We start from the raw sequence: 22,542 nt of genomic DNA on the forward strand, positions 1-22,542 counted from the left end.
GAACCGACCATTCCGAAACCATGAAGGAGAAGACCGCATGACACAGACCCCCGCATCGAAGGACTACGAACAAGGCCTGGCCACCCGTCGCCAGGTCATGGGCGACGACTACGTGGACCGCGCGCTGGGCAATGCCACGGCGTTCACCCAGCCCATCCAGGAGTTCATCACGCGCAACGCCTGGGGCGACGTGTGGCAGCGGCCCGGGCTGGACCGCCGCACGCGCAGCATGATCACCGTGGCCATGCTGATCGCCATGGGCAAACAGCACGAACTCAAGGCCCACGTGCGCGGCGCGCTCAACAACGGTGTGACGGCCGAGGAACTGCAGGAGTTGCTGCTGCACGCGAGCATCTATTGCGGCTTGCCCAGCGCCGTGGACGCATTCCGCACGGCTGCCGAAGTGGTTGACGGACCCATGAAGGGGTAACGGACAGGAGGTTCAAAACCGAGTCCTGCGATCTGCGCGCAGCCTTTGCCACTGGCGCGATCCACGCCAGTGCACCCGTGGAACTGGCTTTGCCAGGCCACCGGGTGCGGCCCCCTTGGGGGAATACGCGAAGCGGCTCAGGGGGGGGCTTGTCAACTCCCAGCGAGGAGTTTCTGCACCAGGTCGGCCGCGGTGGAGGCGTTGTACTTGCGCATGAGCCGCGCCCGGTAGATCTCCACCGTGCGGTGGCTGATCTCCAGCGCCTTGCCGATCTCCTTGGACGTGAGCCCTTCGAGCAGCCGGGCGGCCACCTCGCGCTCGCGGCCGGTCAGTTCGGCCTTCACCGGGCGTTGGGCCGACAGGTCTTCGAAGCTCCAGATGCCCGAGGCATGCGGGTCGGCGCGGTTCAAGGCGCGGCCCGACACATGGCACCAGAAGACCTCGCCGTTGGCGCGCTTCATGATGCGGTTGTCGGCGTAGTGGCCCTTGGCGTTCAGGATGGGCTCCATGTGCGCGCCCAGGCGTTCGTACTCGTCGGCACTGGGGTACAGCACCTGGAACGACTGGCCGATCAGCACCTCGCGCGAGGCGCCGAACATCTCGCAGACATGCCGGTTGCAGTCCACCATGGTGCGGTTGCGCGACAGCACCAGGCCCACGGGCGCCATGTCGAAAGCCAGCCGGTAATCAACGTCCATGGTACAAGTCTTTACGAGAAACTACTTATGCAGATACGTAGTATCGTAGCGCATCCCAATTCATAAGGAGATCGTGGTGAACAAGATATTCCCCTCGGCCGCCGAAGCCCTGCAGGGCGTCGTGGCAGACGGTCAGCTCATGGCCGTTGGCGGCTTCGGTTTGTGCGGTATTCCAGAGGCCTTGATCGACGCGCTGCGCGATTCGGGCGCGAGGAACCTCACCGTGATCTCCAACAACGCTGGCGTGGACGGCTTCGGCCTGGGCAAGCTGCTCGAGACGCGCCAGATCAAGAAGATGATCTCGTCCTATGTGGGCGAGAACAAGGAGTTCGAGCGCCAGTACCTGGCCGGCGAGCTGGAACTGGAATTCACGCCCCAGGGCACGCTGGCCGAAAAGCTGCGCGCGGGCGGCGCGGGCATTCCGGCCTTTTTCACCAAAACGGGCGTGGGCACCATCGTGGCCGACGGCAAGGAACTGCGCGAGTTCGATGGCGAAACCTATGTGATGGAGCGCGCCCTGGTGCCCGAGGTCTCCCTGGTCAAGGCCGACGTGGCCGACAAGTCGGGCAACCTGCGCTTCAACCTCACCGCGCGCAACTTCAACCCCGCAGCCGCCACTGCCGGCAAGGTCTGCATCGTCGAGGTGGAAAAGATCGTGGAAGTGGGCGAACTGGCCCCCGACGACATCCACCTGCCCGGCATCTACGTGCACCGCATCGTGCTCAATGCCAACCCGGAAAAGCGCATCGAGAAGCGCACGATCACGGAAAAGAAAGAAGGAGCCTGAACCATGCCTTGGACCCAAGACCAGATGGCCGCCCGCGCGGCCCAAGAACTCGAAGACGGCTTCTATGTGAACCTGGGCATCGGCATTCCCACGCTGGTGGCCAACTTCACGGGCGACAAGGAAGTGTGGCTGCAGTCCGAAAACGGCATGCTGGGCATCGGCCCCTTCCCGACCGACGACAAGGTGGACCCGGACCTCATCAACGCCGGCAAGCAGACCGTGACGACGATCAAGGGCTCGTCCATTTTCGGCAGCGACCAGTCGTTCGCCATGATCCGCGGCGGCAAGATCAACCTGTCCATCCTGGGCGCGATGCAGGTCAGCGAAAAGGGCGATCTGGCCAACTGGATGATCCCCGGCAAGATGGTCAAGGGCATGGGCGGCGCGATGGACCTGGTGGCCGGCGTCAAGCGCGTGATCGTGCTCATGGAGCATGTGGCCAAGAAGAAGGATGGCACCGAAGACCTCAAGATCCTGCCCGCCTGCACGCTGCCATTGACCGGCGTGGGCGTGGTGGACCGCATCATCACCGACCTGGCCGTGCTGGATGTGACGCCCGAGGGGCTCAAGGTGGTCGAACTGGCACCGGGCGTGACCTTCGAGGCGCTGCAGGCCAAGACGGGTGTGACGTTGATTGCTTGATGGTCTGATCGCAGGGCCTCGCTCAAAGCAGCGCCGCCCTGGAAAACAGCCGGGCGCCGCAGGTGCGGCGCCAAAAAAAACGGGCTCCGAATGGAGCCCGTTTTTGATGGCCGTCAGCCGAATTACATCGCGCTGATTTCGCCCGAAGGGATCGTGCCGGTGCGCACGGCTTCAGCAGCCTGGGCACGCACAGCAGCGCGGTCGGCCGTGGACTTGTAGGTCACCACGCGCGAACCAGCAGGCTCGATGCTGCGGGTCTGGGCAACGGTGGAGGCTTCGGCAGCCACTTCAGCGCGGGTGCGGTTCGTTTCGAACTTGGTAGCGAATTGCGAAGCATCGGCTTCGTCAGCGTGGGCACCGAAGGCAGCGAAAGCGGACACAGCGGCGATGGAGAGGAAACGTGCAGTCTTGTTCATGATGAAAGTCCAGTGTATTTTTTAGAAGTCAGGTTTTTTATGGAGAGAGTCAGGACGCTGAATCCGTCGGATCCAGATCAGCCTTGCTCACCCGAAGGGATCTGGCCGGTGCGCACAGCGTCGGCAGCCTGGGCACGCACAGCAGCGCGGTCGGCCGTGGACTTGTAGGTCACGACGCGCGAACCAGCGGGCTCGATGCTGCGGGTCTGGGCGACGCTCGAAGCTTCTGCCGCCACTTCGGCGCGGGTGCGGTTGGTTTCGAACTTGGACACATATTGCGAAGCGTCGGCTTCGTCGGCTTGGGCGCCAAAGGAAGCGAAGGCAGCAACAGCGGCGATGGAGAGGAAACGTGCGGTGTTGTTCATGATGAAAGTCCTTGAATTAAATGAGCGTCTCAAAAAAACCGGAGGGAAGACAAACAGGTCGATGCTTCCTGCCGGGTTCGGTGAGTCGCCTTGCGGGTTCGGCTCATCGATGGGTTGAACTGTACGCGGATGAAGGCGGAAGAAAAACCACCGAGTCGCGAACTAACTGTTCCAGTATTGGAAACAATCCATCGGGAACTTTTGAGGGTTTACCCATGCCATAGGGCTGGCGATGGCTTCTGCAGGGGTTTTATGCTGGAAACCCCTTATGCGATTTCGGGACAGTGCCATCGTACAGAAGATCCCGCACCCGTGCCGCGCCGACCGGCGCAAGCCCTGTGCAAACCCCGGTCTTCCACTGCGCCATTCCCCCTTGATATAGCTCAAGCCCCGGCAGGGCTGGGGTATCCCTTGCGGGCTGTGCAGGTGGGCGAAGGTCTTATATTCGAAGGCCACCATTTGTGTCCTTTGCATGACCGACATTTCCGTACCGGCCGATATCGATACGGCAGACAGCCCCCATTACCTGCGCGCCCTGACCGAGATGGCCGACCGGCGTACCGTGGTGGCCGATGCCGCCATCTACACCGACAACGGCATCAAGCTGGTGGACAAGGGAGCGCGCATCGACAGCCGCCTGTACGACCGGCTCGTTCAGCACAAGCTGCGCGAGCCCATCGACCGGCATCTGTCCGTGGAGAACCCTGTGGATGTGGCGGCCTTGATGGCCGCGGGCCAGGCCTTGATCGAGCAGGAGCCCCTGCCCAACATGCTGGCCCAGGCCCTGGGTTCGGGCGCGCGGCTGCTCTCGCCGCTGCGCTCGGTGCCGCTGCCGCCCTCCATGGCCTGCAAGCTCACGGTCATGCGCGAGCAGCGCCCGGAGCTGTTCCAGCACGGCCTGCAGATGATGACCGTGGCGCTGTTCCTGGGCTTGAAGACCGGCCTGGGCGAGCGCGATTGCGCCACCCTGGCGGCTGCGGCCCTGCTGCACGACCTGGGGGTGCTGCACATGGACCCGGCCTGGAGCGATCCGGACCACAAGGTGGTGGGCGTGCAGCGCAAGCACCTGGTGGCGCACCCCATCACCGCCATGCTCATGGTCCGTGACACCGGCGCCTACCCCAAAGCCGCGGAGGTGGCCGTGCTGGAGCACCACGAGCGCATGGACGGCAGCGGCTATCCGCGGGGCCTGGCGGGTGCGGACATCACGCCGCTGGGGCGCATTCTGCTGCTGGCCGAGGTGGTGGCCGCCTTCTACGAAAAGTACGATGACATGCCCGCGCAGCGCCTGTCGCTGGTGCTCCGGCTCAACCACCGCAAGTTTCCGGCGGCGCTGGTGGCCTGCATCCTGCCCTTGCTGCAGGAAGAGGTGGCGCGCGAATCCTCGCTGATGCCCTTGGGCCACGAGGCTCCGCGCCAGATCGAGCTGCTGGCCGAGGCCTTTGCGTACTGGGACAGCCTCAAGGCAGCCCTGCCGGGCGGTGCCAAGGCCTTGCCAGGCAGCGCATTTGCATTTGCCGACGCCCGCCTGCTGGCGCTGCAGAAGGCCCTGCTCGAATCCGGCTCCCACCCCCAGCAGCAAAGCGAACTCATGGCCCAGCTCGACGGCGATGCCATCGGCCTGGCCGAGGTGGCCCTGGTGGGCCGCGAAGCGCTGTGGCAACTGGAAAGCATCCTGAACGCCTGCCACCGCCGCTGGCCCCAGCTGGCCGACCGTGCCACGCCACACGACACCGCCGTGGCCGACTGGTGCGACTGGGCCATCCGCAGGCTGTAGCAGGTGGGGGCGGCCTTGGCAACACTGGCGCAGACCCGTTTTTTGTCATGCACGGAGAGCGGCGTACAAGACTCTTTTGGCGCCGTTGCCGCGCCCTGGTCGTGCTACCCGTAATGCCTGCGACGTGGCGCCTGGCCAGAACCGCTTCGCTGAATTTCGTGATCCGCTTTTATGGAGGGGTTTGCAATGATCGACCACACAGGCATCACTGTGTCAGAGCTCGGCCGCAGCCGGCAGTTCTATGAATCCGTCCTGTCCACGCTGGGCTATGGCGTGCGGCTGGCGCTGGAGGATGCCGTGGGCTTTGGCGCCCGGGAGCTCCAGCCCGGAGATGATCCGGGAGGGGATTTCTGGATTTCTGCAGGGCCGCCATTCACGCCGCGTTCGCACATCGCCTTTCGTGCGCACAGCGAGGCGCAGGTGGTTGCCTTCCACCAGGCGGCGCTGTTTGCGGGCGGCAGCGATAACGGCGCGCCCGGCCTGCGTCCCCAGTACCACGCACGCTACTTCGCGGCCTTCGTGCTGGACCCGGATGGCTACAACATCGAGGCAGTCTTTCATGGCGCAGCCCCTGCGGTGGCCGACAAAGCTTGAAGCGGGTGGGGCGGGTCCAGGCGCCTTGGGGTGCCAGGCGATCAGCAGCTTCAAGCCGTTCAGGGGGCAGGCCCTTGAATCCCTTGATGGAGGCAAGGCGCTCGGAATAATCTGCTGAAATTTTGGGAGGTACGGCAAAATACTGTGTATATTTACAGTATTGATGTTGTTGAAAGACGCTCCTTCCCATGTCTGCGCTGCGCATTCCCCGCCGGATGGCCGCATCCGACCTGCCGTCCGCCGTGCCCGGCGTCTGGCATGCGGATTCGCTGGGCGCGGGCTTGCAGTTGACGCAGCCGTCGGGCTATGCATTGCTCGACGCGCAACTGCCCGGGGGTGGATGGCCGGTGGGGGCGCTGAGCGAAGTGCTGCAGCCCTCGCCCGGCTGGCATGAATGGCAGCTTGTGCTGCCGGCACTGGCCCAGGCCGTGGCCTCACGCGACGGGGCTGTGGTGGGCGTGGCGCCACCGTACGAGCCCTTTGGCCCGGTGCTGCAGGCGCGCGGGCTGACGGCCCAGCGGCTGTGCCTGGTGCAGGCCGAGGGGGCTTGCGCGCTGTGGGCTGCGGAGCAGGCCTTGCGCTGCCGCGACGTGATGGCCGTGATGGCGTGGCTGCCCCAGGTGCAGCCAGCCGCGTTGCGCAGGCTGCAGCTGGCGGCCGCCCAGCATCAGCAGCTTTTGTGGGTCTTTCGGCCCGTGGCGGCGGCTCCGCAGGCGTCGCCAGCCTTGCTGCGGCTGCAAGTGCAGGCACCCACCCCGCAGGTTTTGCGCGAGCACGCTGCGCAGGGCGATGGCGTCCCGTTCCCTGCGATGCAGGTGCAGATTCTCAAACGCAGGGGGCCTCCGCTGATGCATGGCCTGTGCCTGCCCGGATGCCACCCCCGGCTGGCCCAGGAGCTTGCAGCGCAAGCCGCGCGCCAGCGTGCCGTCCACGAGGCCGCGCACGGCATGGCGGCGGTGGAACCCCAGGCTCCGGTGGTGGTGCCCGGTGCTGGCGTGGCTGCAACGCGCCCATTTGCCGGACCAGAGGGGAGGGGGCGTGCACTGGATCGCACTACCGTTGCCACGGTGGGAGGCTGATGCGCCCGCCACCCTGGCAGACGCCACGGCCGTGGGCTGGTGGGCGCTGCGCTTCACCCCCCGGGTCGCGCTGGTGGACGGCGATGCCTTGCTGCTGGAAGTCTCCACCACCGAGCGGCTGTGGGGTGGGCGGGACGCGCTGATGGCGCAGGTGGGCCAGGCGTGGTCGCTGGCGGCAGGTGGTGCTGCCGCTATAGGTGCGGGTGCGAAAGATTCTTCGGCTCCGCAGCCGCCTGGCCCTTCGCCCGTCTGGGGCTGCGGCCCCACCGCGCTGCTTGCGCAGGCGGTGCTGCGGATGGCCCTGGCGGGGCGTGCCTTGCCGGCCCGCATGCCGCAGGGCCTGCCGCTGCACACCTTGACGGCCCTGCGCCCTCACGTGGCCAGCCTGGAGCGCATGGGTTGCCGCACCTGGGGCTCCTTGCAGGCGCTGCCGCGCGCAGGGGTGGCGCGGCGCTTTGGTGCGGCCGTGCTGCAGGTGCTGGACCAGGCCCTGGGCCACGCGCCCCAGGCCCACAGCTGGCTGGAGCTGCCCGAGGCGTTCGTGCTGACCGCCGAGCTGCCCGCGCTGGCCGAGTCGGCCGATGCCTTGCTGTGGAGTGCCAGCCGCTGCCTCACGGTGCTGCAGGGCTGGCTGCAGGCGCGCCAGCAGGGCGCGCTGGGTCTGGAGCTGGCCTGGCGGCACGACCTGCGCCGGCTCGACGGGGTGGCGGTGCCTGCCACGCGCGCTCTGCAGGTGCGCACGGCGCAGGCCACGCAAGACACAGCCCACCTGCGGCGGCTGCTGTCCGAAAACCTGGCGCGCACCGCCATGGCGGCGCCGGCCAACCAGATCACGCTGCGCCTGCTCGACTCCGCACCGCTGCAGCAGCGCAGCGCCAGCCTGCTGCCGCCCGATGGCCGCAGCGGCGGCGGCAGCGATGCCGCGGGCGCGTCGGCCGAGGCCCTGCACCAGTTGCTCGAGCGGCTGTCCGCCCGCCTGGGGCCCGAGCGGGTGCTGGCCCCGGTGCTGCAGGCCGACCACCGCCCCGAGCGCATGCAGCAGTGGCGCCCTGCGGCCGAGGTACTGCGCGTGGCGACGGCGGCAGTCCGCGCTGCGGGCAGGGGCGCCGCGCTGCAGGCCCAGAACGAGTCGCTGGACGCCACGCCCGACGCGCTGCTGCAACCTACCTGGCTGCTGAATCCGCCCCGGCGTCTGGCGGTGCAGGGCAACCGGCCCTGCCACCACGGGCGGCTGCGGCTGCTCGATGGCCCTCACCGCTTCGAGGCGGGGTGGTGGTCCGCTGCCGACCAAGAGCAAAACCCTGCACATCCGGAGGCGGGCCTCGCCCTGCGCGACTACTTCGTGGCGCACAACGACGTGGCCGGGCTGGTGTGGGTGTTCCGCGAGCGCCTGGCACCGGTGCCCGATGACGCGCAGGCCGCAGCGCGCCCGCACCGCTGGTTCCTGCATGGCATCTTCGGTTGATGGGGCAGCAGGGGACATGGCCGTGGTGTGCTTGCCGCCATCCTGCAATAGTGCAGCCTGCATGGGGAGACGCGCATGAAACCGCCTGCGACCCCCAGCACCCGCGCTGCGGGCTTGCCGGACTACGCCGAGTTGCATTGCCTGTCCAACTTCAGCTTCCAGCGCGGTGCATCGCACCCGCAGGAACTGGTGGAGCATGCCGTCAAGCTGGGCTACCGGGCGCTGGCACTGACCGACGAATGCTCGGTGGCCGGCGTGGTGCGGGCGAAGGGGACGGCCGAGGAGTTGGGGCTGCACCTCATCGTCGGCAGCGAGTTCCTGTGGGGCGATGTGCGGCTGGTGGCCCTGGCGCGGGATGTGGAGGGCTGGGGCAATCTGTGCGAGTTCATCACGGCAGCGCGCAGGGCGGCACCCAAGGGCCAATACCACGTCGGCCCGTGCAGCCCTTTTGCGCTGCTGCAAGGCTGCGAGTTGCTGCTGGCGCCGATCCGTTCACGTTTTGATGCTTCTGATTTGATAGCTGTCAGCGCTTGCCTGGCAAGCGCAAGGGCACATTTTGATGCCAGTTTTGAAGGCCACGTCTGGCTGGCTGCCGAGCTGCACCTGGCCGCCAACGATGGGCTGTGGCTGGCCACGCTGCAGCAGGCGGGCGCGGCCCTGGGTCTGCCGCTGGTGGCTGCGGGCGACGTGCACATGCATGGCCGCTCGCGCAAGCCGCTGCAGGACGTGATCACCGCCGTGCGCCTGGGCCTCAGCGTGGGCGAATGCGGGTTCGCGCTGCAGCCCAACGCCGAACGGCACCTGCGCCGGCGCGTGCGGCTGGCGGGCCTGTATCCGCCGGACCTGCTGGCGGCCACGCTCACCGTGGCGGGGCGCTGCACGTTCAGCCTCAACGAGATCAAGTACCAGTACCCGCTGGAGACCGTGCCCGAAGGCATGACCCCGGGCCAGGCGCTGGCCTGGCTGGTGGAGTCGGGCGTGCAAGGTCATTACCCGGAGGGCGCACCCGACGCCGTGATGGCGCAGATCCGCAAGGAGCTGGACCTGATCACGTTCTGCCAGTACGAGATGTACTTCCTCACGGTGCACGACATCGTGCGCTATGCACGCAGCCGAGACATCCTGTGCCAGGGGCGCGGCTCGGCGGCGAATTCGGTGGTCTGCTACATGCTGGGCATCACCGCCGTGCCGCCGGAAAACTCCAACCTGCTGTTCGAGCGCTTCATCAGCAAGGAGCGCAAGGAGCCGCCGGACATCGATGTGGACTTCGAGCACGACCGGCGCGAAGAGGTCATCCAGTACATCTACGGCAAATACGGCCGCGACCGCGCCGCCATTGCGGCGGTGGTGACCACCTACCGCACCCGCAGCGCCCTGCGCGACGTGGGCAAGGCGCTGGGCGTGGCGCCAGTGCTGGTGGATGCGTTTGCCAAGGACCACCACTGGTTCGACGAGGAGATCGCGGCCGACCGACTGCAGGACCTGGCCCACGGTGTGGGGGCACCACTGCAGCGGCACACCGCGTTGCTCTGGCTGCAGCTGTCGGCGCAGCTCAAGGGATTCCCGCGCCACCTGAGCCAGCACGTGGGCGGCTTCGTGCTCACCCAGGGCAAGCTCACGCGGCTGGTGCCGGTGGAGCCTGCGAGCATGGAGGATCGCTCGGTCATCCAGTGGGACAAGGACGACCTCGACGACATGGGCCTGCTCAAGGTCGATGTGCTGGCCCTGGGCATGCTCAGCGCATTGCGCCGCTGCCTGAACCTGCGTGCCGCCCTGCGCGGCGAGCGCTGGGGACTCAAGGACATCCCACACGCCGACCCGGCCACCTACGACATGATCTGCGCGGCCGACACCGTGGGCGTCTTCCAGATCGAGAGCCGCGCGCAGATGAGCATGCTGCCGCGCCTGCAGCCGCGCGAGTTCTACGACCTGGTGGTGGAGGTCGCCATCGTGCGGCCGGGCCCCATCCAGGGGGGCATGGTGCACCCGTACCTGAAGGCGCGGGAACGCAGACGCCGTGGCGAGCCCCTGGAGTTGGAAAAACCCGAACTGGAAAGTGCCCTGGCGCGCACGCTGGGCGTGCCGATCTTTCAAGAGCAGGTGATGCAGATCGCCATGGTGGCCGCGGGCTTCAGCGCCGGCATGGCCGACGACCTGCGCCGATCCATGGCGGCATGGAAGCGCCGGGGTGGGGTGCACCGCTTCGAGCGCCCGCTCGTCGGCGGCATGGAGGCGCGTGGCTACCGCACGGAGTTCGCCCAGGCCATCTTCCAGCAGATGCTGGGCTTCGGCGAATACGGCTTTCCGGAGAGCCATGCCTACAGTTTTGCCCTGCTGGCCTACGCCAGCAGCTGGCTCAAGTGCCACGAGCCCGCGGCCTTTCTGGCGGCCCTGCTCAACTCGCTGCCCATGGGGTTCTACACCGCGTCGCAACTGGTGCAGGACGCGCGCCGCCACGGCGTGCGGGTGCTGCCCATCGATGTGACCCACAGCGAGGTCGACTGCACGCTGGAGGGTGACCTGGAGCACCTGCAGCCCCACAAGGGGCTGCCCGCGCCGCCCCTGCCACAACCCGCGGTGCGACTGGGCCTGCGCCTGGTGGCCAGCCTGCAGGGGGATGCTGCCGAGCGACTGGTGCAGACGCGCCTGGCGGGCCCCGCCTTTGCCAGCACCGAAGACCTGGCCCTGCGCGCGCAGCTGAGCCAGCAGGACCTGCAGGCCCTGGCTGCGGCCGATGCACTGGCCAGCCTGTCGGGCCACCGGCGCCAGCAGATGTGGGAGGCCGCCGCCCAGCATGCGGCACCGGCCCTGCTGCGCGACGTGCCGGTGCACGAGGCGCCGCTCGCGTTGCCCGCTGCGCCGGAAGGCGAAGAGATACTGTTCGACTACGCCGCCACCGGCCTTACGTTGCGTCGCCATCCGCTGGCCCTGCTGCGCCCGCGCCTGGTGCGCTGGCGGCTGCTGAGTGCGCTGCAACTGAACGCCATGCCCCACGGCCGCAAGGTGCGGGCCTGCGGTATCGTCACCGTGCGCCAGCGCCCGGGCACGGCCAAAGGCACCATGTTCGTCACCCTCGAAGACGAGACCGGCCCGGTCAACGTGATCGTGTGGCCTGCGTTGGTGGACGCCTGGCGCAATGCGCTGCTGCGCTCACAGCTGCTGGCGGTGGAGGGGATGTGGCAATGCAGCGTGCCGGAAGGTGGTGCGCCAGGCCAGGGCCATGGCCCGTCTTCATCATCGCCATCGCAGGGCCCGGCACCGATGGTGGTGCGCCACCTGGTGGCCCAGCGCTTCAAGGACATGACCCCGCTGCTCGGGCGCATGGCCCAGGCCCTGCAGGGCAGCCGGGATTTTCATTGAAGCGCGTTCGGGTGGCCCCGTGGACTTATCGCTCCAGCAGGTAGGTGTGCGGGTCGATGAAAAACGCCTTCTTGTAGCCCTGCGTGGAGCCATCGGCCTTCCACGGCGCGGGCAGCATCCGCACGATGGAATAGTGCAGGTGGGGCGGCTTGCCCTGCGCGTTGCCGCTGGCGCCCAGCGTACCGATGGCGCTGCCGGATGCCACCACAGACAAGGCCCCCGTCTGTATCGAATCCAGGTGCGCAAAGTAATGCAGTCGCCAGCGGGGCCCCAGCACCAGCACGACCTTGCCGCCTTTGGAGATCTCGCCCGTGTACAGAACAATGCCATCCGTGGTGCTCAGCACGGGCGTGCCCACCTTGCCGAAGATGTCGATCCCCTTGTGCACCCCCGACGTGCCCCAGGGCTCGAACCAGAATGATCGGGGGTTCCAGTCCCGGGCCGATGCTCCGGCGACGGGGATGCGGATGCGCTCGGGGAGCAGCAGTCCGACCACGATGATGGCCAGCAGCCCCAGGCACAGGTTTCTTGCAATTTTCATGAACGGGCAACGCGTAAGCGCCTGGGCGCGAGAGCGCGATTATTCCGCCTGGCAGGAGACTGGCCAGGAGCAGGGCAGGAGTTGAGTGGCTGTAGCGCAGGGCAGGGCCGTGCGTGCAACCCCTATCCCGGCCTGCACGTGGGCTCAGCGCGCGGGCGCCGCCTTGCTGGCCGCCTGTCGCGCAGGTTGCGATGCGGTACCCGCTGCGCCCTGGCGGCCAGGCTTCACGGGCTGCTTGCCCAGGTCCAGCAGCGGCTTGCAATGCGTGTCGTCGTCGGCCGCGGGCACCGTGACCGGGACCAGCGCCAGCGCGACGGGGGCCACGGCCGCTGCCACCACCGCAGCGCCTGCGCGCAGCAGCAGGGGGCCCGCTTCCACGCCGACGTCGGGGTTTCCGAACGTGCCCTTCACGTACAGCGGCGAGCGCAGCGAGAAGAACTTCCACTCCAGCGACTCGGGCTTGATGCGCAGGTTCATCTCCTCGGTGCCCAGGTCGATCGTGCCGGTGGCCTCGATGATGGCGTCGTCGGTGCTCATCTTCACCACGCGCGTGGTGGCCAGGCCCTCCACCACCGTGAAGTCGGCCACCGCGCAGCGCAGGTGCACTTCTTTGGTATCGCCAAAAAGTTTGCCCACGACGATACTGCCCACGTTCAGCGCGGCCAGGTCCAGCATCTGCTTGCTCAACGTGCCCTCGCGCACGTACAGCCGCATCTCGCCGGTGCCTTGGCCCAGCAGCCCGGCCACGCTGTTGCCGGTGCTCTCCAGCGCGATGGCACCGTCCATGCGGCCAAAGCTCTTTTTCATGAGCTGCACCTTGGGGAACAGGGCCGACAACTGCAGGCCCTGCACGGTGCCGCGTATCTGGGCCTTGAGCGGGGGCGTGCGGCCGTCGATGCTCACTTGCGACTCGATCTTGCCCTCGGCCACGCCGAAGGTCAGCGGCGCGAGCTTGAGCTGTGCGTTTTCCATCACGGCGTGCACGCTCAGGTTTTCGAGCGGCAGGCTTTCGGGCCGGATGATGTGGCGGCCCTTGAACACGATGTCCATGTCCATGGCGTTCCAGCGCTCGGCCGCGAACTTGGAATCCGGCAGCACCTTGCCTTTGCCCACCCGTTCACGGCCGCGGTTGGCGTTGTCGGCCTTGCTGGTGCCGATGGTCGGGCCCAGGTCCGCCAGCCGCAGTTGGTTGGAGGTCATCGTGCCGGTCAGGCGCGGGCGCGGCTTGCCCGATGTGTACTTGAGCGAACCGTGCAGATCGCTCTGGCCCACCTTGCCGTCGAAGCCGTCGTATTGCCACACCGCACGTTCGGGCTCCAGGCTGCCGGTGAGGCGTCCGTCGGTCTCGAAGGGCGGCGTGTTGGGCAGCACCAGGCCGGTCACTTCGTACAGGTCGGCCATGCTGTCTGCCTTGAGCCGCACCTGGAAGTCCAGCCCCGACAATGCGCCCGGATTGGCAAGGATGCCTTCGGCCGACAGCACCACGCTGCCAGCGCTCGCGTCGATCTGCAGCGGGTAGTTCACCACCTTGTTGCGCAGGCTGATCACCTGGCCTGCACGCCCCTGGCCCTTGATCTGCGCCTTCAGGTAGCGGCCTTCCAGCTCGAACCGCAGGCCATAGGGTACGGGCGCGTGGCTGCCCGACGGCACGTTGGCCGGGGCGGATGCGGCAGCCACCGATGGGGCGACAGTACCCGAGGCCGCGCTGGCCGGTGCCGACGCCTTGGCCGTGGCAGGGTTGGCTGGGGCTGCCCGGCCGCCGGGGGCAGAGCGCTGCCGCGGCAGCTCGGGCGCGGTGGTGTCCAGGCGGACCCGCACATCCAGGTCTTTGATCCCGTCCGCGTAGCCGATGACCCCCTGGTGCACGATCAGGCGGTCCACATCGAACGACCAGCCACTCGGTGGCCCATCCTTGCGCTGGAAGGTCCAGTTGTTGTTGCCGTCGGCCGAGCGCGCCAGTGCGATGTCCGGACCGGTGAGGTCCACGGTGTCGATCGCCACGTGCTTGCCCAGCAGCGGCCAGAGACTGAGCGTCGCGGTGGCGCTGCCGATGCGGGCCATCTGGGCCGGGGCTTCGGCGTCCTTGTTCGACGGGCCGGCCTTGCCGGGCGCTGGCTTGCCATCGGCGCGCCGAAAGGGCGCAACGAAGGCATCGGGGTTGTCCATCACGAGGTTGTCTGCCTTGACAGCGACACCGGGCAACCAGCGCTGCCATCCGTCCTCCAGCGGCTGAGGCCAGCGCCAGTCGACCGACAGATCCCCTTCGATCGCAAAATTCCGCCCCGTGGCTTCGCTCACCTTCGCATTCACCCAGGGTTTGGCGCGGTTCCAGTCCATCACTGCGACCACGATGGCCAGCACCACCAGCACGGCGAGCACCAAGCCCAGCAGCCACAGGCCCCAGACCGCCGCCCGTTGCAAAGGGCCGCGCGCCATGCGCCGGGCAGCTGTGTCCGAAGCTGGCGGGCGGGCGGGAGAAGGATGGATGGAGTCGGAGGGCATGCAGCGAAAGTAGTGGAGGAATTTTTTGCTTGAGGGGTGATGCGCCCTGGGCGGACTGGGGGCGGCTGCGCACGCCGGCCGCGCGGGACGGACGCCCGTGGGCTGCACCATGCCCCATGCTAGACCGCATCACCCCGTGCAGCGTCCCCGGCATGGCAACTGCCGCCCTTGTCCTACAGGGGCAGTTGCACCGCCTGCGCCCCTAGAATGCGCGCCATGCACAACCCCCGCCACCCTTACGCCCCGCCCCCGCGCGACGGTGTGGGTGCCAGCTGCGTGGTGCTGCCCAACCAGGGCGCGGGCAGCATGCTCGACTTTCTGGCGCAACGGCTGCAGGCTGTATCGCGCGAAGAATGGCTGCGTCGCCTGGACGCTGGCGATGTGGTGGATGAGCGCGGGCAGACCGTGGCGCCCGACAGGCCCTTCGAGGGCGGCCTGCGGGTGTACTACTACCGCAGCCTGGGCGACGAGCCCGCGCCACCGTTTTCCGAGACCGTGCTGTACCAGGATGAGCACTTGGTGGTCGCCGACAAGCCGCACTTCATGCCGGTCACTCCATCGGGCCGCTACCTGCACAGCACGCTGCTGGTGCGGCTGAAGCGCCGGCTGGGCCTGCAAGAGCTCTCCCCCCTGCACCGCATCGACCGCGACACGGCGGGTCTGGTGCTGCTGTCGGTGCAGCAGCGCACGCGGGGGGCCTACCAGGCGCTGTTCAGGGACCGGCAGATCACCAAGGATTACGACGCCATCGCGCCCTGGCGCGCCGGCATGACCTTCCCGTTCGAACACGCCAGCCGCCTGGAAGAGAGTCCGCAGTTCTTTCGCATGCAGGAAGTGCCGGGCGAGTCCAACAGCCTGACCCGCATCGACGTGCTGGAAGTGGCCGGCCCCTGGGCGCGCTACCGGCTGTCCCCCGTGACCGGCAAACGCCATCAGTTGCGCGTGCACATGGCGGCGCTGGGGCTGCCGCTGCGCAACGATCCGTTCTACCCCGTCGTCAACGACCCGCCCGAGGGCGATTATTCAAAACCTCTGCAGTTGCTGGCACGGTCTCTCGAGTTCCGGGACCCTGTCACGGGTGGTATGCGCAGGTTCGAGACCACCCAGTCACTGCCACTGGGCTGAGCACTGTCAGGCCCTGCCGAGACACCGAACGGCAGTGGTGTGTCTTACATGCCCTGAGGCCATGGGGTGTGGCCGGCAGTCGGCAGCCCCATTGCAGCGATCAATACAAGGGTTTTCCCTATGTCTGCAATGGCCATTGCAGGTACGTGGTTTTGTAATTAGCAGTAGATGCGGTACTTTTAGCGACCACGACGCACATCACTGCATAAATTACAGAAAAGCACAAGATGATTTCATCAAACATTCGCCATTCCGTGGCTTTCAAGCTGTCGCTCACAGCCTTGCTCAGCCTGCTCGTGGTGTTGCTGGTGACCATGGGCTTTGTCAGCGTGCTCTTGTGGAAGGATTTCGGGCGGCTGTCGCGCGATGACGGCGTGCAGTACGCGGCCCAGGTGCGCACGCTGGTGCAGTCGTTCGATGAAACGGCGCAAGAGCAGGCCAAGCGCGATTTCGGACTGTTCAAGTCCAGCCTCTCGGGCAAATTCGAAGTGAGCGAAACACCGGGCGCCGACGGCAAGCCCGAAGCGGTGCTGTCGTTGGAAGGCGCACCCTTGAACGGCGACTTCCAGGCGGTGGACAAGTTCACCAAGGACAGCATGGGCGGCGTGGCCACCATCTTCGCGCGCTCTGGCGAGGACTTCATTCGCGTCACGACCTCGCTCAAGAAGCAGGATGGAGACCGTGCCTACAAGACGCTGCTGGACCGCAAGCACCCCGCGTATGCGCTGATGAACGAAGGCAAGACCTACATCGGCCGCGCCAACCTGTTCGGCCGCGACTACATGACGGTGTACGAGCCCATCCGCGACGGCAACCGCACCATCGGGATCTTGTTCACCGGCTCGGACATGGGCCCCATCCTGGCCAAACTCAATGCCGTGATGGCCGGGCAAAAGCTCTACGCCACCGGCGCGGTCTACTCGGTCAGCCTGGCGGCGGGGCCATCGCGGGGCAATGTGTTCGGCCTGGCAGGTGCGCCGGTCAAGCTCGACGAGAAAGACGGCGATGCCAAGGCCTGGCTGGCGTCGCTCGAGGGCATCGAGCAGACCGGCTCGTTCGAATCCAGCTGGTCGCCGCGCCGCACCGGTGCGGGGGACACCGCGCAGCGCTTCGTGGCGGTGGAGCGCTACAAGCCCTGGAACCTGGGCATCGTGGCCGAAGCGCCGCTGTCCGAAATGATGCAGGAGGCGCGCACCGTGCTCACCTGGCTGTGGCTGGGTGTGCTGGTGGCGCTGGCGCTGCTCACGGTGGTGCTGGTGTTCGTCACGCGGCGCCTGGTGGGCGCTCCGGTGCAGCAACTGAGCACCGCGCTGGGCTACCTGGCCCAGGGAGACTTGTCGCATGCGGTGTCGGTGCGCTCGCGCGACGAGATCGGTACGCTGGCCGAGGCCATGGAGGGCTTTCGCCGGCGCCTGGTCGAGAGCCTGAGCACCGTGCGCACCAGCGCCGACAGTGTCTCCGCCGCCAGCACCGAAATCGCCCAGGGCAACCAGGACTTGTCGGGTCGCACCGAAAGCCAGGCCAGCTCGCTGGAGCAGACCGCCGCCAGCATGGAGCAGCTGGGCGCCACCATCCGGCACAACGCAGACAACGCGAGCCAGGCCAACCAGCTCGCGGTGGGCGCCAGCCAGGTGGCCACGCGCGGCGGCGAGGTCGTCTCGCAGGTGGTGTCCACCATGCAGGACATCCATGCCAGCAGCAACCGCATCAGCGACATCATCGGCGTGATCGATGGCATCGCCTTCCAGACCAACATCCTGGCGCTGAACGCTGCCGTGGAAGCCGCCCGTGCCGGCGACCAGGGTCGGGGCTTTGCGGTGGTGGCTGCCGAAGTGCGCAACCTGGCCCAGCGCACCGCGGCGGAGGCCAAGTCGATCAAGGAACTGATCGGCGCCAGCAGCGCCATGGTGCAGCAGGGCTCTGCGCTGGCCGACCAGGCGGGCACCACCATGCAGGAGGTGGTCGGCGCCATCCGCCGCGTGGCCGACATGGTGGCCGAGATCAGCTCTGCCAGCCGCGAGCAGACCGCGGGCGTGGGGCAGGTGGGCGAGGCGGTGACCCAGCTGGACCAGACCACGCAGCAGAACGCCGCCCTGGTCGAAGAAATGGCCGCTGCCGCCAGCAGCCTGCGCACGCAGGCGCAGCACATGGTGTCGGCGGTGGCGCAGTTCAATCTGGGCGGGGCAGGGCATGCGGGCGGCTCGCCATCGCTGTCGCTGCCGTCGTCCGCGCCGGCGCAGCGCTGAGCGGCGCCCGGCCCCACCCCGGGGTCAACCCCGCACGGCGGTGGCCTTCGCCGTTGCCGCGTACTGCCCGGGCGTTTGCCCCAGCACCTTGCGAAACGCCGTCCCCATGTGCGACTGGTGCGTGAAGCCGCAGTCCAGTGCGATGGATGCCAGCGGCTCGGTGCTGCGCCGCAGCAAGGCGCGGGCGGCCTGCACGCGCGTCTCGACGATGAAGGCATGGGGTGTCATACCCACGAGCCGCGTGAATTCACGCAGGAAACGCAGCGGAGATTTGCCCTCGGCCAGCGCCAGTTGCGCAATCGTCAAGGGCTGGGCGTAGTCGCTGGCGATGCGGTCCAGCACACGCGCGTAGAGCGGGCGCAGCGGCCGGTCGGCGTGCGTTGCGTGGCTGGCGGTCTCGCTCAGGCCTGCCCAACCCACAAAGCCCCAGGCCGCCTGTTCGATGGCCAGCGCGTCGGGTGCGGGCGCCAGCGCAAGGCGGCGCAGATGCCGGGCTGCCGCCAAGGCCTGCGCATGGCCCATCCAGTGAACGCGGCGCTGCGTGCCGCCCAAGTGCCTGGCAGGCTCCATGCCGCCGCCACTCCAGCGGACCACCAGGTATTCGCCGCCCGTCGCGGACTCGGAAAAAACATCCACGCCGGGCGGTGTGTAGGCCAGCGTGCCGGGCCAGGTGTCGAAGTCCTCCCGACGGTCGGAGCCGATCGCGTGCACGCCCCGTTGGCGCTCCAGCGCCATGCCCACGGAATGCGTGCGCACCGGGTCGCTGGCGCTGTACGGCCTGCGGCTGAGCAGCGCCACCTGCAGGTCCTGCAGGGCGCTGGCATCCACAAAGAGGGGGTGGTCTGGCATCTCGGAGACGGGGCGGCAGGGTGGCGCGGCTGAAATTCCATGATATACGCCCGCCACATGCCCGTGGACACTGCCGGCATGAACACCCCCGCACACCAGGGCAGCGAGAGCCCCCGCACCATCGGCCTCATCGGCGGCATGAGCTGGGAATCCAGCGCCGAATACTACAAACTCATCAACCAGGAAGTGCGCAGCCGCCTGGGGCCGCTGCGCTCGGCCAGCCTGCTGATGTTCAGCGTCGACTTCGGGCCCATCGAGCAGGCGCAACACGCAGGCCGCTGGGACGACCTGGCCGGCATGCTGGAGGACGCCGCCAGACGTTTGCACCGCGGCGGCGCGGACTGCGTGGTGCTGTGTACCAACACCATGCACAAGGTGGCAGACCGTATCGCGGCGGCAGTGCCCATTCCCTTCCTGCACATCGCCGACCCGGTGGGGCGCGAGGCCACACGCACCGGGGCGCAGGTGCTGGGCCTGCTGGGCACGCGCTTCACGATGGAGCAGCCCTTCATGCGCGATCGCCTGGCGCGTGACCACGGCCTGCAGGTGCTGGTGCCGGACGAGCCGGACCGCGCCGAAGTGCACCGCATCATCTACGAAGAGCTCTGCACGGGCGTGGTCCGCGATGCGTCCCGCAAGACCTACCAGCGCATCATCGAGTCGCTGGCGCAGCGCGGTGCGCAGGCCGTGGTGCTGGGCTGCACCGAGATCACGCTCCTTATCCAGCCTCAGGACAGCGTGCTGCCCGTGCTGGACACCACGCGCCTGCATTCGCAGGCGGCGGTGGACTTTGCGCTCGGGGGCCGCTGATCCATCCCCGCCATCCGCACAGGGGCCGGGTGCCCATCACATGAAGATGCGGCGAATGCCTGCACGAAGAGGCTGTGTCGTAGGCAATGATCCGAGGTTCATTCACCTTCCACAGCCCCGTGCTGCAGCGCCCCATGCCCAAATCCTCGCCCATCGCAACGGACCCTTCTGCTCGCGGCATGGTGCGCGTGCGCGGAGCCCGCGAGCACAACCTCAAGGATGTGGATGTGGACATCCCGCGCGATGCGCTCGTGGTGTTCACGGGCGTGTCGGGCTCGGGCAAGTCGTCGCTGGCCTTTGGCACCCTGTTCGCCGAGGCCCAGCGGCGCTACCTGGAGTCCGTCGCGCCCTACGCACGCCGCCTGATCGTGCAGGCCGGCGTGCCGCAGGTCGACAGCATCGAGGGCCTGCCCCCCGCCGTGGCGCTGCAGCAGCAGCGCGGCACGCCCAGCACGCGGTCCTCCATGGGCAGCGTCACCGGCATATCGACCCCGCTGCGCATGCTGTACTCGCGCGCCGGCCGCTACCCCGCAGGCCAACCCATGCTGTATGCGGAAGACTTTTCGCCCAACACGCCGCAGGGCGCCTGCCCGCATTGCCATGGCCAGGGGCGCGTGTACGAGGTGACCGAGCAATCGATGGTGCCCGACGATTCGCTGACCATCCGCGAACGTGCCGTGGCCGCCTGGCCCACCGCGTGGCAGGGGCAGAACCTGCGCGACATCCTGACCACCCTGGGCCACGACGTGGACACGCCGTGGCGCGACCTGCCCAAGAAGCTGCGCCACTGGATCCTCTTCACCGACGAGCAGCCCACCGTGCCGGTGTACGCAGGCTTCAGCGTGGCCGAAGTCAAGGATGCGATCCGCCGCAAGCTCAGTCCCAGCTACATGGGCACCTTCACCGGGGCGCGCCGCTACGTGATGCACACCTTCGCCCACAGCCAGAGCGCGCTGATGAAAAAGCGGGTGGCGCAGTACATGGTGGGCACGCTGTGCCCGGTGTGCCATGGCAAGCGGCTCAAGACCGAGGCGCTGTCGGTCACTTTCGCCGGTCACGACATCGCCGCGCTGGCACAGCTGCCGCTCAAGGCGCTGGCCGACCTGCTCCGGCCCGCCGCAGAAGGCAGGCTGGGCGAGGGAGAGCCAGAGCTGAGCGGCCGCGCCACCCGCGCACGCAAAAAGCGGGCTGCCTCTGGCGATGCGCACGCGGCGGCACCCGACGTGCACCGCACGCACTGGCTGTCTGAAGAGAAAGTGATGGCTGCGCAGCGCCTGGCTGCAGAGGTGCACCGGCGGGTGCTGGCGCTGATCGACCTCGGCCTGGGCTACCTGTCGCTGGACCGGTCCACCCCCACGCTGTCGCCGGGCGAGCTGCAGCGGCTGCGGCTGGCGTCGCAGCTGTCGTCCCACCTGTTCGGCGTGGTCTACGTGCTGGACGAGCCCTCGGCCGGCCTGCACCCTGCGGACGGCGAGGCACTGCTGTCGGCCTTGCAAAACCTCAAAGCCGCCGGCAACTCGCTGTTCGTGGTCGAGCACGACGTGGCCACCATGCAGCGCGCCGACTGGCTGGTGGACGTGGGCCCGGCCGCTGGCGAAGGCGGCGGCGAGGTGCTCTACAGCGGCCCGCCCGCCGGCTTGGCGAAGATCGAGCGGTCGCAAACCCGGCGCTACCTGTTTGGCGACGGCCATGCAGGTCTTGGCGGAGGCGCTGCCCCGGTACACGCACCGCGCCAGGCCCAGGGCTGGTTGCAGCTGGAAGGCATCACGCGCAACAACCTGCAAGACCTGGATGTGGCTTTCCCCCTGCAGTGCATGACGGCGGTGACGGGGGTATCGGGCTGCGGAAAATCCAGCCTCGTGAGCCAGGCCCTGCTGGAGCTGGTGTCTGCGCACCTGGGGCGCCCGGTGGTGGCAGACCCGGACGGCGATGCTGCCGACGCATCGGCTGGAGAAGGCGCAGGCTTTGGCTCCATCCCGCTGGCAACCGCCATGGCCGCCACAGCCGCAACAGGTCGCCTGGCCGCTGGCGGCGAGGGCATCAAACGCCTGGTGCAGGTGGACCAAAAGCCCATCGGACGCACGCCGCGCTCGAACCTGGCGACCTACACGGGCCTGTTCGACACCGTGCGCAAACTTTTTGCAGCCACACCGTCTGCGCGCAAGCGCCGCTACGACGCTGGGCGGTTTTCCTTCAATGTCGCCAAGGGGCGCTGCGAGACCTGCGAGGGCGAGGGCTTCGTGAGCGTGGAACTGCTCTTCATGCCCAGCGTGTACGCCCCATGCCCGGCGTGCCATGGCGCCCGGTACAACGCCGCCACGCTGGAGATCCTGTGGAACGGCCTGTCCATCGCCGATGTCCTGGGCCTCACGGTCGATGCGGCGTGCGACGTGTTTGCGCAAGAACCGCAGGTGCTGCGCCCCCTGGCCGTGCTGCGCGACATTGGCCTCGGCTACCTGCGCCTGGGCCAGCCCGCCACCGAACTCAGCGGAGGCGAGGCGCAACGCATCAAGCTGGCCACGGAGCTGCAGCGCCAGCAGCAGCGCGGCGGAACGCTGTACGTGCTCGACGAGCCCACCACCGGGCTGCACCCGGCCGACGTGGACCGCCTGCTCGCGCAGCTCGATGGCCTGGTCGAAGCGGGCAACACGGTCGTCCTGGTGGAGCACGAGATGCGCGTGGTGGCCGCCTGCGACTGGGTGATCGACCTGGGCCCCGGTGCGGGTGACGAGGGCGGGCACATCGTGGCGCAGGGGACTCCCCAGGCCGTGGCGTCGAACGCGGTCAGCCGGACGGCACCTTATCTGGCCAGGGCTTTGGGATGATTTGAATGTCGCATGGTCAGGGACGCTGATG

The 22,542-nt window shown here is 67.8% G+C and carries 18 protein-coding genes; 12 read left to right on the forward strand and 6 right to left on the reverse strand.

Annotated elements, in window-relative coordinates:
• Positions 1 to 37: 37 nt before the first annotated feature.
• Complete coding sequence (gene pcaC / locus ACIGHN_RS17590; RefSeq protein WP_056412387.1) at positions 38 to 430, forward strand: 4-carboxymuconolactone decarboxylase; 393 nt, start codon at positions 38 to 40, stop codon at positions 428 to 430.
• 152 nt (positions 431 to 582) lie between these two features.
• Here pcaC and ACIGHN_RS17595 read toward each other — a convergent pair whose 3' ends face one another.
• Complete coding sequence (locus tag ACIGHN_RS17595) at positions 583 to 1,128, reverse strand: PAS and helix-turn-helix domain-containing protein (RefSeq protein WP_056168618.1); 546 nt, start codon at positions 1,126 to 1,128, stop codon at positions 583 to 585.
• A gap of 76 nt (positions 1,129 to 1,204) precedes the next feature.
• Between ACIGHN_RS17595 and ACIGHN_RS17600 the strand changes: the two genes are divergently transcribed.
• Both ACIGHN_RS17600 and ACIGHN_RS17605 read left to right on the forward strand, forming a co-directional pair.
• Positions 1,205 to 1,915: a CoA transferase subunit A gene (locus ACIGHN_RS17600; RefSeq protein WP_396505369.1), complete on the forward strand. Its 711-nt coding sequence runs from the start codon at positions 1,205 to 1,207 to the stop codon at positions 1,913 to 1,915.
• A 3-nt stretch (positions 1,916 to 1,918) separates the two neighbouring features.
• Positions 1,919 to 2,557 (forward strand): 3-oxoacid CoA-transferase subunit B, encoded by a 639-nt coding sequence (locus tag ACIGHN_RS17605; RefSeq protein ID WP_056412384.1) that lies wholly within the window; start codon positions 1,919 to 1,921, stop codon positions 2,555 to 2,557.
• A gap of 122 nt (positions 2,558 to 2,679) precedes the next feature.
• Here ACIGHN_RS17605 and ACIGHN_RS17610 read toward each other — a convergent pair whose 3' ends face one another.
• Both ACIGHN_RS17610 and ACIGHN_RS17615 read right to left on the reverse strand, forming a co-directional pair.
• The gene (locus tag ACIGHN_RS17610) at positions 2,680 to 2,973 is read right to left on the reverse strand and encodes a DUF4148 domain-containing protein (RefSeq protein WP_396505370.1); all 294 of its coding nucleotides are present in this window, start codon (positions 2,971 to 2,973) and stop codon (positions 2,680 to 2,682) included.
• Positions 2,974 to 3,050: 77 nt separating this feature from the next.
• Positions 3,051 to 3,338 (reverse strand): hypothetical protein, encoded by a 288-nt coding sequence (locus ACIGHN_RS17615; protein ID WP_056168637.1) that lies wholly within the window; start codon positions 3,336 to 3,338, stop codon positions 3,051 to 3,053.
• A 472-nt stretch (positions 3,339 to 3,810) separates the two neighbouring features.
• Here ACIGHN_RS17615 and ACIGHN_RS17620 point away from each other — a divergent pair, with 472 nt between their 5' ends.
• From ACIGHN_RS17620 to ACIGHN_RS17640, 5 genes are all read left to right on the forward strand, one after another.
• On the forward strand, positions 3,811 to 5,115 hold the full coding sequence (locus tag ACIGHN_RS17620) for an HD-GYP domain-containing protein (protein ID WP_396505371.1): 1,305 nt from the start codon (positions 3,811 to 3,813) through the stop codon (positions 5,113 to 5,115).
• Between the two features lie 186 nt (positions 5,116 to 5,301).
• Positions 5,302 to 5,709: a VOC family protein gene (locus ACIGHN_RS17625; protein WP_396505372.1), complete on the forward strand. Its 408-nt coding sequence runs from the start codon at positions 5,302 to 5,304 to the stop codon at positions 5,707 to 5,709.
• A gap of 188 nt (positions 5,710 to 5,897) precedes the next feature.
• On the forward strand, positions 5,898 to 6,788 hold the full coding sequence (gene imuA / locus ACIGHN_RS17630; RefSeq protein WP_396505373.1) for a translesion DNA synthesis-associated protein ImuA: 891 nt from the start codon (positions 5,898 to 5,900) through the stop codon (positions 6,786 to 6,788).
• On the forward strand, positions 6,748 to 8,253 hold the full coding sequence (locus tag ACIGHN_RS17635; protein WP_056421477.1) for a DNA polymerase Y family protein: 1,506 nt from the start codon (positions 6,748 to 6,750) through the stop codon (positions 8,251 to 8,253). The genes imuA and ACIGHN_RS17635 overlap by 41 nt, the downstream gene beginning before the upstream one ends.
• Before the next feature lie 75 nt (positions 8,254 to 8,328).
• A complete protein-coding gene (locus ACIGHN_RS17640) occupies positions 8,329 to 11,613 on the forward strand; it encodes an error-prone DNA polymerase (RefSeq protein WP_056421476.1) in 3,285 nt (1,094 codons plus the stop codon).
• A gap of 25 nt (positions 11,614 to 11,638) precedes the next feature.
• Here ACIGHN_RS17640 and ACIGHN_RS17645 read toward each other — a convergent pair whose 3' ends face one another.
• Together ACIGHN_RS17645 and ACIGHN_RS17650 are read right to left on the reverse strand one after the other, a co-directional pair.
• On the reverse strand, positions 11,639 to 12,154 hold the full coding sequence (locus ACIGHN_RS17645; RefSeq protein ID WP_056421475.1) for a M23 family metallopeptidase: 516 nt from the start codon (positions 12,152 to 12,154) through the stop codon (positions 11,639 to 11,641).
• Between the two features lie 144 nt (positions 12,155 to 12,298).
• Positions 12,299 to 14,656 carry an AsmA family protein gene (locus tag ACIGHN_RS17650; RefSeq protein ID WP_082486117.1) on the reverse strand — a complete coding sequence of 786 codons (2,358 nt, stop codon included), beginning with the start codon at positions 14,654 to 14,656 and terminating at the stop codon, positions 12,299 to 12,301.
• A 216-nt stretch (positions 14,657 to 14,872) separates the two neighbouring features.
• Here ACIGHN_RS17650 and ACIGHN_RS17655 point away from each other — a divergent pair, with 216 nt between their 5' ends.
• A complete protein-coding gene (locus tag ACIGHN_RS17655; RefSeq protein WP_396505374.1) occupies positions 14,873 to 15,781 on the forward strand; it encodes a pseudouridine synthase in 909 nt (302 codons plus the stop codon).
• 227 nt (positions 15,782 to 16,008) lie between these two features.
• Positions 16,009 to 18,027 carry a Cache 3/Cache 2 fusion domain-containing protein gene (locus tag ACIGHN_RS17660; protein ID WP_396505375.1) on the forward strand — a complete coding sequence of 673 codons (2,019 nt, stop codon included), beginning with the start codon at positions 16,009 to 16,011 and terminating at the stop codon, positions 18,025 to 18,027.
• A 24-nt stretch (positions 18,028 to 18,051) separates the two neighbouring features.
• Here the strand turns inward: ACIGHN_RS17660 and ACIGHN_RS17665 are convergent, their stop codons facing one another.
• The gene (locus ACIGHN_RS17665; RefSeq protein ID WP_396505376.1) at positions 18,052 to 18,876 is read right to left on the reverse strand and encodes a helix-turn-helix domain-containing protein; all 825 of its coding nucleotides are present in this window, start codon (positions 18,874 to 18,876) and stop codon (positions 18,052 to 18,054) included.
• A gap of 78 nt (positions 18,877 to 18,954) precedes the next feature.
• Between ACIGHN_RS17665 and ACIGHN_RS17670 the strand changes: the two genes are divergently transcribed.
• Together ACIGHN_RS17670 and ACIGHN_RS17675 are read left to right on the forward strand one after the other, a co-directional pair.
• Entirely contained in the window at positions 18,955 to 19,686 is a 732-nt protein-coding gene (locus ACIGHN_RS17670) for an aspartate/glutamate racemase family protein (RefSeq protein ID WP_396505377.1), read from the forward strand.
• Between the two features lie 134 nt (positions 19,687 to 19,820).
• Positions 19,821 to 22,511, forward strand: a complete 2,691-nt coding sequence (locus ACIGHN_RS17675) for an excinuclease ABC subunit A (RefSeq protein WP_396505378.1) — start codon at positions 19,821 to 19,823, stop codon at positions 22,509 to 22,511.
• Positions 22,512 to 22,542 lie beyond the last annotated feature (31 nt).

This window comes from Acidovorax sp. NPDC077693, from assembly GCF_044542805.1.
Lineage (GTDB): Bacteria > Pseudomonadota > Gammaproteobacteria > Burkholderiales > Burkholderiaceae_C > Acidovorax.